Origin of the sequence: Microbacterium sp. SORGH_AS_0454, assembly GCF_031453395.1 — a bacterium.
In the GTDB taxonomy this organism is placed as follows: domain Bacteria; phylum Actinomycetota; class Actinomycetes; order Actinomycetales; family Microbacteriaceae; genus Microbacterium.
Genome location: NZ_JAVIYS010000001.1, coordinates 183,850 through 198,997, shown reverse-complemented (window position 1 = coordinate 198,997; position 15,148 = coordinate 183,850). Strand labels below are relative to the sequence as shown.

The window sequence follows — 15,148 nt, the reverse complement described above, 5'->3', positions numbered from 1 at the left end:
GCGTGTGTGTCTGCGTCTGCGTGCGCGGGGCGGGGTCTCGCTCAGTGGGCCGGGCTCGGAGCCTTGCCGAAGGTGGGGTTGTGGGCGGGGCCGAGGGTGATGTGCACGGCCTGTTGATCGGTGTAGAAGTCGATCGAGCGGTAGCCGCCCTCGTGTCCGAGGCCCGAGGCCTTCACGCCGCCGAACGGGGTGCGCAGGTCGCGGACGTTGTTGGAGTTCAGCCACACCATGCCCGCCTCGACGTTCTGGGCGAACAGGTGCGCGCGCTTCAGGTCGTTGGTCCAGACGTAGGCGGCCAGGCCGTACTTCGTGTTATTCGCCAGAGCGAGGGCTTCTTCGTCGGTGTCGAAGGGCGTGATCGCGACGACCGGTCCGAAGATCTCCTCCTGGAAGATGCGCGCGTCGGGCGCGACGTCGGCGAACACCGTGGGCCGCACGAAGTTGCCCTCCGCGAAATCCTCCGGCCGGCCGCCGCCGGCGACGAGACGCCCCTCGCTCTTGCCGAGCTCGACGTACGACATGACCTTCTCGTAGTGCTCGGGGTGCACGAGCGCCCCGACCTCGGTCGCGGGGTCGTCGGGATAACCGACCTTCACGCGGTCGGCCTGCGCGGCGTAGCGCTCGACGAAGACGTCGTACACCGAGCGCTCGACGAGGATGCGGCTCCCCGCGGTGCAGCGCTCGCCGTTGAGCGAGAACACGCCGAAGATGGTCGCGTCGATCGCGGCGTCCAGGTCGGCATCCGCGAAGACGATCGCCGGGCTCTTGCCCCCGAGCTCCATCGACAGGCCCTTGAGGAACGGGGCGGCGTTGGCGAAGATCAGCTGGCCCGTGCTGCTCTCGCCCGTGAACGAGATGAGCGGCACGTCGGGGTGCTTCACCAGGGCATCGCCGGCGTCTTCGCCGAGGCCGTTGACGAGGTTGAACACGCCCTCGGGAAGCCCCGCCTCCTCGAAGATGCCCGCCCACAGCGACGCCGACAGGGGCGTGAACTCCGCGGGCTTGAGCACCACGGTGTTGCCGGTGGCCAGGGCGGGACCGAGCTTCCACGACTCGAGCATGAAGGGGGTGTTCCACGGCGTGATGAGGCCGGCGACGCCGATCGGCTTGCGGTTGACGTAGTTGAGCTGGCGTCCGGGCACCTTGAAGGCGTCGTCGGTCTGCGCCACGATCAGGTCGGCGAAGAAGCGGAAGTTCTCGGCCGCGCGGCGGGCCTGGCCGAGCGCCTGCGTGATCGGGAGCCCCGAGTCGAACGACTCGAGCTCCGCGAGACGCTCGTCGCGCGATTCGACGAGGTCGGCGATGCGGTGGAGCACGCGCGAACGCTCGCGGGGGAGCATGCGCGGCCAGGGGCCCTCGGTGAAGGCCGTGCGGGCGGCGGCGACCGCGAGGTCGATGTCGGCTTTCTTGCCGGCGGCGGCCGAGACGTAGGTCTGGTTGGTCACCGGGTCGAGCACGTCGAACGTGTCGCCGTCGACGGAGTCGACGAACCGGCCGCCGATGTAGTGCTGGATGCGCTCGGGCAGCTCGGCGGGGATACGGCGGGTCATTGATGCTCCTTCTTCGGAGGGGGCGGATGCCGATGGCATCCGGAATCAGAAAGCGGGCAGGCCGAGCACCTGGTCGGGGTGCTCGTGGATCATGTAGGCGTCGAGAGTCGCCGAGCGGTGGCGTCGCGAGACCTTCTCGATCTCGGCGAGCGGGGCGCCGTTCTCGATCAGCACGAGGATGTTCTCGTGCTCGCGCACCGACTCGGCGGCGCGACCGGGCACGAAGCTGAAGGTGGAGTCGCGCAGGTGGCCGAGGCGCGCCCACTCGGCCTGCACGAGTTCGAGCATGCGCGGGTTGGCGCACTTGGCGAACAGGATCGCGTGGAACTCCTGGTTCAGCGCGGTGAAGGACCGCGGATCGAAGTGCTCGAGGGTCTCGACCATGAGCTCGTTGACCTGGCGCGCGCGTCGCACGTCGTCGGTGGTCAGCGCGCGGGCCGACAGCGCGGTCGCCGCGCCCTCGAGCAGGCTGAGCGCCTGCATGCTGAAGCGGTAGGCGGTGTCGTCGACCATCGAGACGCGGGCGCCGACGTTGCGCTCGAACATGACGAGCCCCTCGGCCTCGAGCTGACGGATCGCTTCGCGCACCGGCACGACGCTCATGTCGAGTTCTCCGGCGATCGAGCCCAGGACGAGCCGGTAGCCGGGGGTGAACTCCTGAGAGGCGATGCGGTCTTTGATCCACCGGTACGCCTGCTGCGACTTGCTCTGCGTGCGAGCCGAGGTGCTGGCATCCATCAGGCGTTCTTCTCGCTGTCGAAGCGGGCGCGCCAGGAGGCGTTCATCGGGAAGAGGCCCTCGACGGGATGCCCGGATGCCACCTGGCGGGCGATCCACGCATCTTCCTCTTCCTGTGCGAGGGCTGCGTCGGCCACCTCGTCGGCCAGGGCGGGCGGGATGACGATGACCCCGTCGCCGTCGCCCACGAGGATGTCGCCGGGCTCGACGGTGGTGCCGCCGCAGCCGACGGCCACGTCGGTCTCCCACGGCACGTGGCGCCTTCCGAGGACGGCGGGGTGGGGGCCCGCGGTGAAGACGGGGATTCCGACGGCGGCCACGGCCTCGGCGTCGCGGACGCCCCCGTCGGTCACGATCGCTGCGGCGCCGCGGGCGTGCGCGCGGAGGGCGAGGATGTCTCCGAGCGTCCCGGATCCGGTCTCACCGCGCGCCTCGATAACGATGACCTCGCCCGCTTCGACCGCGTCGAAGGCGCGCTTCTGCGCGTTCTGGCCGCCGCCGTGGGCCGCGAAGAGGTCTTCGCGGTGCGGGACGAAGCGCAGGGTCCGGGCCGTGCCCACGAAGCGGCTGCCCGGGGTCAGCGGGTGCACCCCGTCGATGGTCACGTCGTTCAGGCCGCGCTTGCGCAGCTGCCCGCTGAGGGCGGCGACGGGGACGCGCGAGAGCTTGTCGCGTAGGGCGGGGGAGAGGGAGGGGGGCGTGGCGGTCACGAGAACAGGGGATTCGGCGGGGACAGGCTGATTCGCGGCGGATCGCCCTGTTCCGGTGGCATCCCCTGTTCCCGTGGCAGCGGCGGCCGCGGCCTCGGCCGACCCCCATGCCTCGATGCGCTGGGTGTCGTCCGCCGCGGGCAGCGAGCCGATCGCGGCGTCGAACGCCCGGTCGCCCTGGACCACCGTGGTGCGGAGCTTCCCTGTCGAGAGGGCACCGGCATCGACCTGCACCTCGACCACCTGGCCCGGCGTGACGACCGAGGATCCCGCGGGGGTGCCGGTGAGGACGACGTCTCCGGTCTCGAGGGTGAAGTGCTGCGAGAGGTCGGCGACGATCCGGGCGAGGGGGAAGATGAGGCCCGCGGTCGAGTCGTCTTGAACGAGCTCTCCGTCGACCCAGGTGCGCAGCCGCAGGTTCTCGGGGTCGACCTCGCGGGCATCGATGAGCGCGGGGCCGAGCGGCGTGTAGCCGTCGCCGCCCTTCGACCGGACGTTCGAGCCCTTGTCGTTGGCCCGGAGGTCGTAGAGGCCGAAGTCGTTCGCGGCGGTGACGGATGCCACGTGCGACCACGCGGCATCCGGAGTCACCCACCGCGCGGGGGTGCCGATGACCAGCGCGATCTCGCCCTCGAACGCGAGGAGTTCGGTACCCGCGGGGCGTTCGATGTCGACACCCGAGGGGGCCAGTGAGCTCGACGGCTTGAAGAAGTACGAGGGGGCGGCGGGGCGTCGGCCGCGTTGATCGGCGCGCGAGGCGTACGACAGGTGGACGGCCACGATCTTGCCCGGACGGGCGCCGAGAGCGGCGAACCGGGGGTCGGTGGTGTCGTTCATGAAGCTCCCTTGCGTCGTATTCGAAATCGTATATGATCCGAAAGGCGGGGGCAAGCACGGCCCCGCCCCCCTCTCGACAGCGACGTCGCGGTCTCGACGATGACGTCAAAGGAGCCCACCCATGTCCACCGCATCTCCTCGCCCCTCGGACGGTTTCACGCCGACCGGCACCATCTCGACCTCCGGCGATCGCCGCCGCGTGGTCTTCGCCACCGTCGTCGGAACCACCGTCGAGTGGTACGACTTCTTCCTCTACGCCTCGGCGGCGGGTCTGGTCTTCGGCCAGCTCTTTTTCGCCCCGGCCGGACCCGGGGTCGCACAGATCCTGTCGTTCCTCACCGTGGGGCTGAGCTTCCTCTTCCGCCCCCTCGGCGCCTTCCTCGCCGGCCACCTCGGCGATAAGTACGGCCGTCGGGTGGTGCTGATGATCACGCTGATCCTCATGGGCGCCTCGACGACCCTGATCGGAGTGCTTCCGACCTTCGACGTCATCGGCGTCGCGGCCCCCGTGCTGCTGATCCTGCTGCGCGTGCTGCAGGGCGTCTCGGCCGGAGGCGAGTGGGGCGGCGCGGTGCTCATGGCCGTCGAGCACGCCCCCAAGGCCAAGCGCAGCCTCTTCGGCGCCGCTCCGCAGCTCGGCGTTCCCCTGGGTCTGCTGCTGGCGAGCGGCATGCTCGCACTCATGGCGGTCATCGCCCCCGGCGACGCCTTCTTCGCGTGGGGCTGGCGCGTGCCGTTCCTGCTGTCGTTCGTGCTGATCCTCATCGGGTACTACGTGCGCCGGAAGGTCGAGGAGAGCCCGGTCTTCCTCGAGCTGGCCGAGCGCAAAGAGAAGACGCGGATGCCGATCGTGCAGCTGTTCCGCAAGCACGCCCTGCTCGTGCTGATCGCCGCGCTCGTCTTCGCCGGCAACAACGCCGTGGGGTACATGACCACGGGCGGCTACATCCAGCGCTACGCCACGAACCCCGACGGCCCCGTGGGCCTGGCGACGGCCGACGTGCTGGGAGCCGTCACCATCTCGGCCGTGTCGTGGCTCGTCTTCACCTGGATCGGCGGGTGGATCGGTGACGTCATCGGTCGTCGCACCACCTACCTCATCGGGTGGGCGGCGCTGTTGGTCGGTGTCTTCCTGCTGTTCCCCCTGGTCAACACCGCGAGCATCGGCCTGCTGACCCTGGGGCTCGTGGTGCTGACCGTGGGCCTCGGCCTCACCTACGGGCCCCAGGCGGCGCTGTACGCCGAGCTGTTCCCGGCATCCATCCGCTTCTCAGGGGTGTCGATCTCGTACGCGCTCGGCGCGATCCTGGGCGGTGCGTTCGCCCCGACGATCGCCGAGGCGCTGGTGCGTGAGACGGGGTCGACCGCGTCGGTGACCTGGTACCTCGCGGGCATGGTGGTTCTCGGCGCGATCGCCACGCTCGTGCTCCGCGATCGCAGCGGTATCCCGCTCGGCCCTGACCACGAGGCCGAGCAGGCGGTCAGTCCGGTGCGGGGGTTCTCGAAGGTCTGAGTCCGTCCGGTTCGGCCCCGTCGCGCTCCGGCGCGGCGGGGCCTTCGGCATGGGGGAGGTGCCTCGGCTCCCGGGTTCTGCGGCCGTACCGAACTCCTGAGATCCGGGCCGCCGCGCCTCAGGCGGCCGTTCTCCGGACCTCGCAGCCCGAGATGTTCAGGAGTTGGGTACGAGTCGGGGCGGGTGCCCGCCCCGGCTTCTCGCGGTCCGGTAGTCCCCGGACGCGCCGGAGTGTCCGGAGGCCCGTACCCGCGCGCTCAGCGCGCCGCGATCTCTTCCCAGTACGGCGCCACGACCGCCGCGCTCACGCGGAGGTCCAGCAGCAGGAAGCCCCGCTCGGAGGCCGGGCGAGCGACCCAGGATGCCAGGGCCTCGAGGTCGTCGACCGACTCGACGACCACGCCCTCGGCGCCGAACCCGCGCGCGACCGCGGCGAAGTCGACCTGGGGGATCAGCATGGGGTCGGGGTGCAGTCCCTTCACCCCGTAGTTGAGGACCTCGGCGCCGTACTGCGCGTCGTTCCAGACCACCGCGATGCCGCGCCCGCCCGCGATCCGGACCGCGGTCTCGAGATCGGCGAGGGCCATGAGCCCGCCGCCGTCGCCGGTGGTGAGCACGATCGTCGAGTCGGGGCGGGCGACCGCGGCGCCGGGGACGCTCGGGAAGCCGAGGCCGATCGACTGGTACGCCGTTCCGACCATGATCATGCGGTCGGGCGAGGCCACCGGCCAGTACATGTTCGACCAGCCGAGGAAGTGCCCGCCGTCCGAGACGATCACCCGGTCCTCGGGCAGGAGTTCCGCGATGCGGGCGGCGGCGGTGCGCGGGTCGAGGCGTCCGTCGGGGCCCGTGCCCTGTCCCTCGGGCTGTCGGCGGGCCGCGGCGAGGTCGAGGCCCCGGCCCCAGGTCGAGCCGGTCGCACCGCGCTGGTGCAGGCGTCGCGTGATCTCGGTCGCCACGTCGGCGGCATCCCCCCGCACGTATCCGCCGATGTTCGCGTGCGTCGCGGTCGGCGCGAGATCGACCTGGAAGACGCGCGTGCCGGGGGCGAAGAGCTCGCCGAAGCGCATCGTGAACTGGTTCAGACCCGCGCCGAAGACGACGGCGACGTCGGCCTCGCGCACGAGCTCCATCGCACCGGGGGCGCCGAAGCCGCCGGCGACACCGAGGTCTCGCTCGGGGTCCGAGAACAGGCCGCGGCCCAGGGCGCTCGTGGTGGTCAGCGCCCCGGCGGTCTCGGCCAGGCCGTCGAGGGCCGCTCCCGCGCCGGCGAGCCACGCCCCGCGACCGCCGAGCAGCAGGGGGCGCTCGGCCGATGCCAACGCGTCGACGATCTGGTCGATGACCGCGTCGGCGTAGGCGCCGAGCGGGGGGTGCTCGGGCGTGACCTGGGGTGCGGCGCCGGGGGCGTCGGCATCCGGGACCGGTCCCGCCTCGCGGGTCGCGACGTCGTAGGGGATGCCGAGCACGACGGGCAGGCGATAGGTCAGGGCGTGCTCGATCGCGATGACGATCGTGGCCGCGGCGTCGCGGTGGCCGACCGTATAGGTGCGCGCGCCGACGGCGGCGGCGAGGGCGATCTGGTCGACGCCCCAGGGGCGCGGGCCCGAGGTCGGCTCGTCGCCGACGATCAGCACGAGAGGGGTGCGCGCCTGCACGGCCTCGGCCAGCGCCGTGAGCGTGTTGGTGAAGCCGGCGCCGTACGTGGCGGTGGCGGCGGCCAGACGCCCGCACGCGCGGTAGTGCGCGTCGGCGGCGACGACTCCCGCGGCCTCATGGCGCACGGCGACGAAGCGCGACGAGGTCTCGCGCCCGAGAGCATCGAGGAAGTAGGCGTTGCCGTTGCCCATGACGCCGAAGACGGTGTCGATGTGGCGGGCGAGGGTGTGCGCGACGTGCGCGGAGACGGTGGGCATGACAGAGGAAGCCTTTCGAGACGGGACGGATGGTTGCCGTATGTGTCTCGCGGGTACTCCGCTACGTGCCCTTTTTTCGAGCAGCGACGCACGGCCCCGTGCGCCTGACGGGATCGAGTATAGGGGCGCGGGGCGACCTCTCCCGTCACCGCGGAAGGATCCGCTGGTGCGGGCGGCGTGCCCCAGTATTATCAAGCGATAACCTCTCGTAAGGAGAACGGATGCCGAGCCCCCGCCGCCGTACCGCGCGCGACGACGAGCTGCTCACGGCATCCGTCCGGGCCTTCGCCGCTCGCGGATACTTCGGCACCTCGACCGCTCAGGTCGCGAGCGAGATGGGGGTGTCGCAGCCCTACGTCATCCGCACCTTCGGGTCGAAGCTCGAGCTGTTCGTGCGCACGCACGCGCACGCCGGAGCGGAGATCACGCGTGTCTTCCGCGAAGCGACGGGCGAGGGCTTCGACCCGGACCGCTTGGGCGGTGCGTACCGCTCGCTCGTCCTGTCGCGACCGGACGCGGTTCTCGTCTGGGCGCACGCGTTCTCGGCCGCCACGGCGGAGCCCGAGATCGGTGTCGAGTCGCGTCGACAGTTCGACGAGGTCTATCGCACGCTGCGCGAGGCCGGCGCCTCCGACCTCGATCTGTGGGCCTTTATGGGCCGCGGAATGCTGATGAACAACCTGCTCCTCATGCAGGCTCCCGACTTCGGCGATCGATACGACTTCGGACCTCTCGTCGACCTCGTCTTCGGGCCGCGGCCCGAATCCCCCCCACGGCGCCGACGGCGCCCCTCGCCTCGATCAGGAGTGACATGAGCGACCTCGTCCCGTTCACCGACAACTTCACCGACCTGTCCAACATGGACGGGTTCCAGTTCGAGTTCCGCTGCGAACGCTGCGGCAACGGCTATCGCTCGGCGTTCCGGCCCGACCCGCGGGCCGCGGGACAGAAGCTCGCCCGCGGCATCGGAAACCTCTTCGGCGGGCCGGTGTCGCAGTTCGCGTCGATGGCCGACCGGTTCCTCGACCGCGGCACCAACTCGCCGGCGAAAGACGAGGCTCTCCGCGCCGCGACGGCGGAGATCGCGCCGCGGTTCCACCAGTGTCGGGGCTGCAGCGATTGGGTCTGCGGCGACGGCTGCTGGAACGACGGGGTGGGCCAGTGCGTGCGCTGCTCGCCGAACGCCACGGAAGAGCTCGCTCAGCTGCAGGCCGAGGCGCGACGCCGCCAGGTGCAGGAGCGGCTCGAAACCGTCGACCTGCTCGGTGGTGCCGATCTCAAGACGCAGGCCCGCCCGCGCTGCGGTGCGTGCGGCGCCCAGTCCCACGGCGGCAAGTTCTGCGGTGAGTGCGGCTCGCCGCTCGCGGTGGTCGCGTCGTGCGGTGGGTGCGGCTCCGAGAATCCCGCGGGTGCGCGCTTCTGTTCCTCGTGCGGGACCGGCCTGACGGGCTGATGTCTTAGAGCGCGCGGCGGATGGCCTCGGCCGCCGCCTGCAGTCGCGCGGCGATCTCCCCGTCGTCGCGGTCCGTCGCCACGTGCACCGCGGCGACGGCGGCGGGCTCGCGGCCCTGCACGCTGAGGGGCACGGCGACGGCGCGCAGGGTCGGGATCACCTCGTCGTGGCTGGTCGCCCAGCCGCGCTCGGCGGCATCGGCGACCTCGGCCGCCAGTCGGGCGTCGACGGCGTCGGGCCAGCGGCGCGGAGGCAGCAGTGCGAGGATCGCCCGCCCCGGGGCCCCTCGGGTGACCGGATGCCGCGTCCCCGGCCGCTGCGCGACGGTCGTCGTCGCGTGACGCGGTTCGACGCTCGTGAGGGTCACGCACTCGTCGTGGTCGAGCACGACGAGGAAGCACGTCATGCCCAGCTCGTTCGCCGCGGCCGTGAGCTCGGGCAGGGCCTCGGCCTGCAGGTCGGCGGCGACCCCCGCGGCGAGAGCCGCCAGGCCCGTTCCCAGGCGCACCGCGCCCGCGGCATCCCTCGTCACGAGTCCGTGGTCTTCGAGCGTGCGCAGGAGTCGATAGGCCACGGAGCGGTGAAGCCCGACGCGGGTGGCCAGGTCGTCGATCGTCAGCGGGGTGCGGGCGTCGGCGAGTTCTTCGAGCAGGCGGATGCCGCGGCTGAGCGTCTGCGAGGCGGGCGTTGCGTCTTGCCGCGATGACATGGCTCGACTAACCTCTCGTTCGATACCGGAACGTCGCGTTCGAATATAGAACACGACGTTCCCGTGAGCAACCCCGACATCGACGTCAGGAGAAACAGTGCAGTTCCACCACCACGGTTACGTCTCGGGTGACCCGCGCGTGCAGAATGCCGCCGGGACCGGCATCGATCGGCCCGAACGCCTCCCCGACGAGGTCGACGTGCTCATCGTGGGCTCCGGTCCCGCCGGAATGCTGCTCGCGGCCCAGATGTCGCAGTTCCCGCAGCTCACGACCCGCCTGATCGAGAAGCGCGAGGGGCGACTGGCTCTCGGCCAGGCCGACGGCATCCAGCCGCGCAGCGTCGAGACCTTCCAGGCGTTCGGGTTCGCCGACCGCATCACCGCCGAGGCCTACAACATCGGCTGGATGAACTTCTGGGCGCCCGACCCCGAGAATCCCGAGCGCATCGTCCGCACCAGTCGCACCGAGGACTACGGCTACAAGATCAGCGAGTTCCCGCACCTCATCGTCAACCAGGCGCGCGTGCTCGACTACTTCGCCGAGGCGGCGGCTCAGGGCCCCGCGCGCATCGTTCCCGACTACGGCGTGGAGTTCCTCGGCCTCGAGGTGCAGGGCGATCACGTCGAGGTGCGCGTGCGCACGGACGAGGGGGAGCGCACGGTTCGCGCGAAGTACGTCGCCGGGTGCGACGGCGCGCGCAGCGGCGTCCGTCAGGCGATCGGCCGCACGCACGTCGGCGCGGCCTCCCGCCACGCCTGGGGCGTGATGGACGTCCTCGTCGAGACCGACTTCCCCGACTGGCGCATCAAATGCGCGATCAACGCCGCGGCCGGCAACATTCTGCACATCCCGCGCGAGGGCGGATACCTCAGTCGCATGTACATCGACCTCGGCGAGGTCGCCGAGGACGACGACCATCGCGTGCGCCAGACGCCGATCGACGAGGTCATCCGGCGAGCGAACGACATCCTGCACCCGTACTCGATCGATGTGAAGCAGGTCGCGTGGAGCAGCGTCTACGAGGTGGGCCACCGGGTGACCGACCAGTTCGTCGACGACCTGCAGAACCCCCGGGTTTTCCTGACGGGCGACGCCTGCCACACGCACAGCGCGAAGGCCGGCCAGGGCATGAACGTCTCGATGCAGGACGGCTTCAACCTCGGCTGGAAGCTGGGTCATGTGCTCACCGGTCTCGCCCCCACCGAGTTGCTGCGCACCTACGACGCCGAGCGCCGCCCCGTCGCCCAGCAGCTCATCGACTTCGACCGCGAGTGGTCCTCGCTCATGGCCCGCAAGCCCGGCGAGATCACCGACCCCGACGAGCTCGCGACCTACTACCTCGCCACCGCGGAGTTCCCCTCGGGCTTCGGTACGCACTACGCCTCGTCGCGGATCGTCGCCGCCGACGCGGCCCAGGAGCTGGCATCCGGATTCCCCGTCGGAAAGCGCTTCCACAGCGTCGAGGTCGTGCGGGTGTGCGACGGCAACGCCGTGCACCTGGGCCACCACGCGAAAGCCGACGGGCGGTGGCGTCTGTATGCCTTCGCGGATGCCGAGGGCTCGGCGCTGCGGGAGTGGGGCGAGGCCGCGCGGGCCGTCGTCGAGCGGTTCACCCCCGAAGGGGCCGACCCCGACGCGGTGTTCGACGTCAAGGTCGTGTTCCCGGGGCGTTGGGAGGACGTGGTCGAGGTCCCCTCGCTGTTTCGCCCCCGGTCGGGGCCGCTGGGTCTCACCGACCTCGAGAAGGTCTTCGCCGCCGCGCCCTCGGCCTGGACGACCAGCGACGTCTTCGCCGAGCGCGGCATCGGCGCTGCGGGGGCCGTGGTGCTCGTGCGTCCCGACCAGTACGTCGCGCAGGTGCTCGCGCTGGGCGATGCGGCGGGGCTGGAGCGATTCCTGGCGGGCGCGATGGCGGCGCCGATGGCCGCGGCATCGCGCTGACGCCCCGGCCCGGCATCCGCCCTGCCTCACGCGGAAACGCGATCCGCGCGCAGAAACGCGAGCACCTCGCGTTTCCGCGTGCGGGAAGCGTTTTTGCGTGGACCCGGCGGTGCGCGGATGCCGAAGCCGCCCGGATGCCGGAGCCCGAATGCCGCAGCGCCCGGATGCCGGAGCGCCTGGGTTGCGCAGCCGCCCGGATTTCGCAGCCCGGCGTCGTGAGGCATCCGCCCCACCCACGCAGAAACGCGATCCGCACGCAGAAACGCGAGCACCTCGTGTTTCCGCGTGCGGGAAGCGTTTATGCGTGACGCCGGCGGTGCGCGGATGCCGAAGCCGCCCGGATTTCGCAGCCCGGCGTCGTGAGGCATCCGCCCCACCCACGCAGAAACGCGATCCGCACGCAGAAACGCGAGCACCTCGTGTTTCCGCGTGCGGGAAGCGTTTCTGCGTGCGTGTAACGCCGGCCCGCCGGCCGTGCGCACACGAAACGGGCATCCATACGGCGTATGGACTCGCCGTGACGGCGACCGCAACCACCCCCTTGTACGCCAGGTATATCGGCACGCACCCGCGTGCTGAGAAGAATGGGCGGTATACCCCCGCCCCGATCCAGGAGGATTCATGACTGATTCGCGCGAGAGCGAGCTGCTGGCATCCGTGCCCACCGGTCTGCTGATCAACGGCGAGTGGCGCGCAGCCGAAGGGGGCAAGACCGTCGCGGTCAACGACCCCGCCACCGGCGAGGTCATCCGCGAGATCGCCGACGCGAGCGTCGACGACGGTGTCGCCGCGATGGATGCCGCGGCCGAGGCGTTCCCGTCGTGGGCGGCGACCCCGGCTCGTGAGCGTGCCGAGATCCTGCGCCGCGCCTTCGACCTGCTGCAGGAGCGCAAGGAAGACGTCGCGCTGCTGATGACCCTCGAGATGGGCAAGCCCCTCGCCGAGGCGCGCGGCGAGGTCGGCTACGGAGGGGAGTTCCTCCGCTGGTTCAGCGAGGTCACCGCGCACACCCAGGGTCGCTACGGCGCGAACCCCGAGGGCACCGGTCGCATGATCGTGACGCAGCACCCCGTGGGGCCCTGCTACCTGATCACCCCGTGGAACTTCCCCCTCGCGATGGCCACCCGCAAGATCGCGCCCGCGCTCGCCGCCGGGTGCACGGTCGTCATCAAGCCGGCCACCCTCACCCCGCTCACCACGCTGTTCTTCGCGCAGATCCTGCAGGACGCGGGGCTGCCCGCCGGAGTCGTCAACGTGGTCACGACCACGAACACCGGCCCGGTCTCGGAGCGCATCATCTCCGACCCGCGGCTGCGCAAGCTGTCGTTCACGGGTTCGACCCCGGTCGGCGTGAAGCTGCTGCAGCAGGCCGCACCCGGTGTGCTACGCACCTCGATGGAGCTCGGCGGCAACGCGCCCTTCGTCGTGTTCGACGACGCCGACCTCGACAAGGCGGTCGAGGGCGCGATGCTCGCGAAGTTCCGCAACATCGGCCAGGCGTGCACCGCCGCAAACCGCTTCATCGTGCAGCGCTCGATCGTCGAGGAGTTCACCGCGCGGGTCACCGAGCGCGTGCGGGCGATGAGGATCGGCCGCGGCACCGAGGAGGGCGTGCAGATCGGCCCCCTCATCGACGACCGTGCCGTCGACAAGGCCAAGACCCTCGTGGGGGATGCCGTCGAGCGCGGAGCCACCGTCACCACCGGCGGCGCGCCCGTCGACGGCCCCGGCACCTTCTTCGAGCCGACCGTCGTGGCGGACGTGCAGCCCGGCAGCGACATCCTGCGTGAGGAGATCTTCGGACCGGTCCTCGCGATCGTCGCCTTCGACGACGAGGACGACGCCGTGCGCCTCGCCAACGACACCGAGTACGGCCTGGTCTCGTACGTCTTCACCGAGTCGCTCGCGCGCGGACAGCGCATGATCGACAAGCTCGAGACGGGGATGATGGGCCTGAACGTCGGCGTCGTCTCCAACGCTGCCGCCCCCTTCGGCGGCTGGAAGCAGTCGGGCCTCGGCCGCGAGGGCGGCGACGAGGGCATCCACGAGTACCTGCAGACGAAGTACACGCTGACGGCGAACCCCTACGCCTGACGACACCGGATGCCGCGATCCCGGCGCCCCGCGAGGGCTGGGGTCGTGGCATCCGTCGTTCTCGTCCCCTCGACCGCCCGAGGCTCCTGAGTCTCCGGGGAGTGGAGCGTGGTGTGGGGCGATCTGCGGCGGTCCAGCCCTGTTTGTCAGGAGTTTGGCTCACCCGGACCCACCGAACGGTAATCAGCCGTTCGCGTGCCGATCCAGGAAAGCGAACACCTCGGCGTCGTCGACGCCCGGGAACATGCCGCGGGGGAGCGGCGAGAACATGTACTGGTGCACGCGGGCACTCGGCCACGCCTTGCCCGACCAGCGCTCCGCGGCCTCGGTGTCGGGGCGGCGGCAGCACGATTCGTCGGGGCAGCGGGAGACACCGCGTGTGGGGGTCTCCCGTCCGCGGAACCACCGGGCGTCGTCGAACGGCACGCCCACGGTGATCGAGAAGTCGCCGCTCGAGGTGCTGCCCGTCTGGGTCGAGCACCAGTAGGTTCCGGCGGGGGTGTCGGTGTACTGGTAGTGCTCGGTGGTGCGGTTGTGCTCGTCGAACGCCGACCGCGCCGAGAACTTCTTGCAGACGATCTGGCCCTCGACCGAACCGGTGACGTCCGTCGGAAGCGGCAGGTCGTCGTTCTCGTACGCGCGCGAGATGGCGCCGTCGCCGTCCACGCGCATGAAATGCAGGCGGATGCCGAGGTGCACCGTCATCAGGTTCGTCATGCGCATGGCCGCGGCTTCGTGGGTCACCCCGAACGCGTCGCGGAAGTCCTCGACGGCGAGGTTGCGATCCTTCTTCGCCTGGGTGAGGAAGGCGACCGCGCTCGTCTCGGGCATGAGGCAGCACGCGGCGTAGTAGTTGATCTCGAGCCGCTGCTGGAGGAAGTCGGCGTAGTCGGTGGGCGGGCGGTGTCCGAGCAGTCGGTGCGCCATCGCCTGCAGCGCCATCGAGCGCAGTCCGTGTCCCCCGGGGATCGAGGCCGGCGGCAGATAGATGCGCCCGTTCTCGAGGTCGGTGACCGAGCGGGCCGAGTGCGGCAGGTCGCTGACGTAGATGAGCTCGAAGCCGAGCTGTTCCGCCATGATGCTGACCGTGCGGTGGGTGAGGGCGCCCGTCGAGTGCCCGGCGGCTTTGAGCTGCTTCTCTGCGAGTCGTTCGATCTCGGGCAGGTGGTTCGACATCTCGCGCATGCGCAGGCGCAGTTCGGTGTTGGCGCGGCGGGCTTCCTCGGGGCTCGCGATCGTCTCGCGCTCGCGCCGCTGGAGTTCGCGGTGCAGACCCAGCACGGCTTCGATCGTGTCGTCGCTCGTTCCCTTGGTGACCTTGACGGGAGGGATGCCGAGCTGCCGGAAGAACGGACTGGTCTGGGCGCGTTCAAGCTCGATCTCGAGAGCGGCACGGCGATTCGGGGGTTCGCGCGAGAGCAGTTCGGTGACCTCGGTCTCGGTGGCGCGGGCGATCTCCTGCAGGAGCGAGAGCTTGGGTTCGCGCTTGCCGTTCTCGATGAGGCTCAGCTGGCTGCCGGCGACCCCGACCAGCGCGCCGAGCTCGTCGAGGGTGTAGCCGCGGGCGAGACGGTGGTGCCGGATGCGGTGACCGAGGGTCGTGAGCTCGAACGACGATGCCATTCCTTGACCATATCGAAAAATACGCGATTCTTAACGTACTTTTTCTCAGAAAGAACCGGCGCA

11 protein-coding genes are annotated in these 15,148 nt (G+C 70.6%); 5 read left to right on the top strand and 6 right to left on the bottom strand.

The window, feature by feature from the left end; all coding sequences use genetic code 11:
• Positions 1–41: 41 nt before the first annotated feature.
• From hpaE to QE454_RS00825, 3 genes are read right to left on the bottom strand one after another with little or no spacing between them, the layout of a single operon-like run.
• Positions 42–1,550, bottom strand: a complete 1,509-nt coding sequence (gene hpaE / locus QE454_RS00835) for a 5-carboxymethyl-2-hydroxymuconate semialdehyde dehydrogenase (protein ID WP_307459006.1) — start codon at positions 1,548–1,550, stop codon at positions 42–44.
• A gap of 45 nt (positions 1,551–1,595) precedes the next feature.
• Positions 1,596–2,288, bottom strand: coding sequence for a GntR family transcriptional regulator (locus QE454_RS00830; RefSeq protein ID WP_307459009.1), 693 nt, complete (start codon positions 2,286–2,288; stop codon positions 1,596–1,598).
• Positions 2,288–3,835 (bottom strand): fumarylacetoacetate hydrolase family protein, encoded by a 1,548-nt coding sequence (locus tag QE454_RS00825; RefSeq protein ID WP_307459013.1) that lies wholly within the window; start codon positions 3,833–3,835, stop codon positions 2,288–2,290. The genes QE454_RS00830 and QE454_RS00825 overlap by 1 nt, the downstream gene beginning before the upstream one ends.
• A gap of 121 nt (positions 3,836–3,956) precedes the next feature.
• Between QE454_RS00825 and QE454_RS00820 the strand changes: the two genes are divergently transcribed.
• A complete protein-coding gene (locus tag QE454_RS00820; protein WP_307459016.1) occupies positions 3,957–5,348 on the top strand; it encodes an MFS transporter in 1,392 nt (463 codons plus the stop codon).
• A gap of 257 nt (positions 5,349–5,605) precedes the next feature.
• On the opposite strand, the gene QE454_RS00815 is transcribed toward QE454_RS00820, so the two are convergent.
• Positions 5,606–7,264, bottom strand: a complete 1,659-nt coding sequence (locus tag QE454_RS00815; protein ID WP_307459019.1) for a thiamine pyrophosphate-binding protein — start codon at positions 7,262–7,264, stop codon at positions 5,606–5,608.
• Positions 7,265–7,485: 221 nt separating this feature from the next.
• On the opposite strand from QE454_RS00815, the gene QE454_RS00810 reads away from it, so the two are divergent.
• Entirely contained in the window at positions 7,486–8,079 is a 594-nt protein-coding gene (locus tag QE454_RS00810) for a TetR/AcrR family transcriptional regulator (RefSeq protein ID WP_307459022.1), read from the top strand.
• Positions 8,076–8,717, top strand: coding sequence for a zinc ribbon domain-containing protein (locus tag QE454_RS00805; RefSeq protein ID WP_103206579.1), 642 nt, complete (start codon positions 8,076–8,078; stop codon positions 8,715–8,717). The genes QE454_RS00810 and QE454_RS00805 overlap by 4 nt, the downstream gene beginning before the upstream one ends.
• A 4-nt stretch (positions 8,718–8,721) precedes the next feature.
• On the opposite strand, the gene QE454_RS00800 is transcribed toward QE454_RS00805, so the two are convergent.
• A complete protein-coding gene (locus QE454_RS00800) occupies positions 8,722–9,426 on the bottom strand; it encodes an IclR family transcriptional regulator (RefSeq protein WP_307459025.1) in 705 nt (234 codons plus the stop codon).
• A gap of 97 nt (positions 9,427–9,523) precedes the next feature.
• Here QE454_RS00800 and QE454_RS00795 point away from each other — a divergent pair, with 97 nt between their 5' ends.
• Positions 9,524–11,368 (top strand): FAD-dependent monooxygenase, encoded by a 1,845-nt coding sequence (locus QE454_RS00795; RefSeq protein WP_307459028.1) that lies wholly within the window; start codon positions 9,524–9,526, stop codon positions 11,366–11,368.
• 621 nt (positions 11,369–11,989) lie between these two features.
• Positions 11,990–13,462: an NAD-dependent succinate-semialdehyde dehydrogenase gene (locus QE454_RS00790; protein ID WP_307459032.1), complete on the top strand. Its 1,473-nt coding sequence runs from the start codon at positions 11,990–11,992 to the stop codon at positions 13,460–13,462.
• A 183-nt stretch (positions 13,463–13,645) separates the two neighbouring features.
• On the opposite strand, the gene QE454_RS00785 is transcribed toward QE454_RS00790, so the two are convergent.
• Positions 13,646–15,085 carry an XRE family transcriptional regulator gene (locus tag QE454_RS00785; protein ID WP_210072173.1) on the bottom strand — a complete coding sequence of 480 codons (1,440 nt, stop codon included), beginning with the start codon at positions 15,083–15,085 and terminating at the stop codon, positions 13,646–13,648.
• Positions 15,086–15,148: the final 63 nt, after the last annotated feature.

Bases quoted from the DNA above. Each gene is read 5' to 3' on its own strand.
- hpaE (WP_307459006.1), bottom strand. From the start codon at position 1,550: ATGACCCGCCGTATCCCCGCCGAGCTGCCCGAGCGCATCCAGCACTAC.
- QE454_RS00830 (WP_307459009.1), bottom strand. From the start codon at position 2,288: ATGGATGCCAGCACCTCGGCTCGCACGCAGAGCAAGTCGCAGCAGGCG.
- QE454_RS00825 (WP_307459013.1), bottom strand. From the start codon at position 3,835: ATGAACGACACCACCGACCCCCGGTTCGCCGCTCTCGGCGCCCGTCCG.
- QE454_RS00820 (WP_307459016.1), top strand. From the start codon at position 3,957: ATGTCCACCGCATCTCCTCGCCCCTCGGACGGTTTCACGCCGACCGGC.
- QE454_RS00815 (WP_307459019.1), bottom strand. From the start codon at position 7,264: ATGCCCACCGTCTCCGCGCACGTCGCGCACACCCTCGCCCGCCACATC.
- QE454_RS00810 (WP_307459022.1), top strand. From the start codon at position 7,486: ATGCCGAGCCCCCGCCGCCGTACCGCGCGCGACGACGAGCTGCTCACG.
- QE454_RS00805 (WP_103206579.1), top strand. From the start codon at position 8,076: ATGAGCGACCTCGTCCCGTTCACCGACAACTTCACCGACCTGTCCAAC.
- QE454_RS00800 (WP_307459025.1), bottom strand. From the start codon at position 9,426: ATGTCATCGCGGCAAGACGCAACGCCCGCCTCGCAGACGCTCAGCCGC.
- QE454_RS00790 (WP_307459032.1), top strand. From the start codon at position 11,990: ATGACTGATTCGCGCGAGAGCGAGCTGCTGGCATCCGTGCCCACCGGT.
- QE454_RS00785 (WP_210072173.1), bottom strand. From the start codon at position 15,085: ATGGCATCGTCGTTCGAGCTCACGACCCTCGGTCACCGCATCCGGCAC.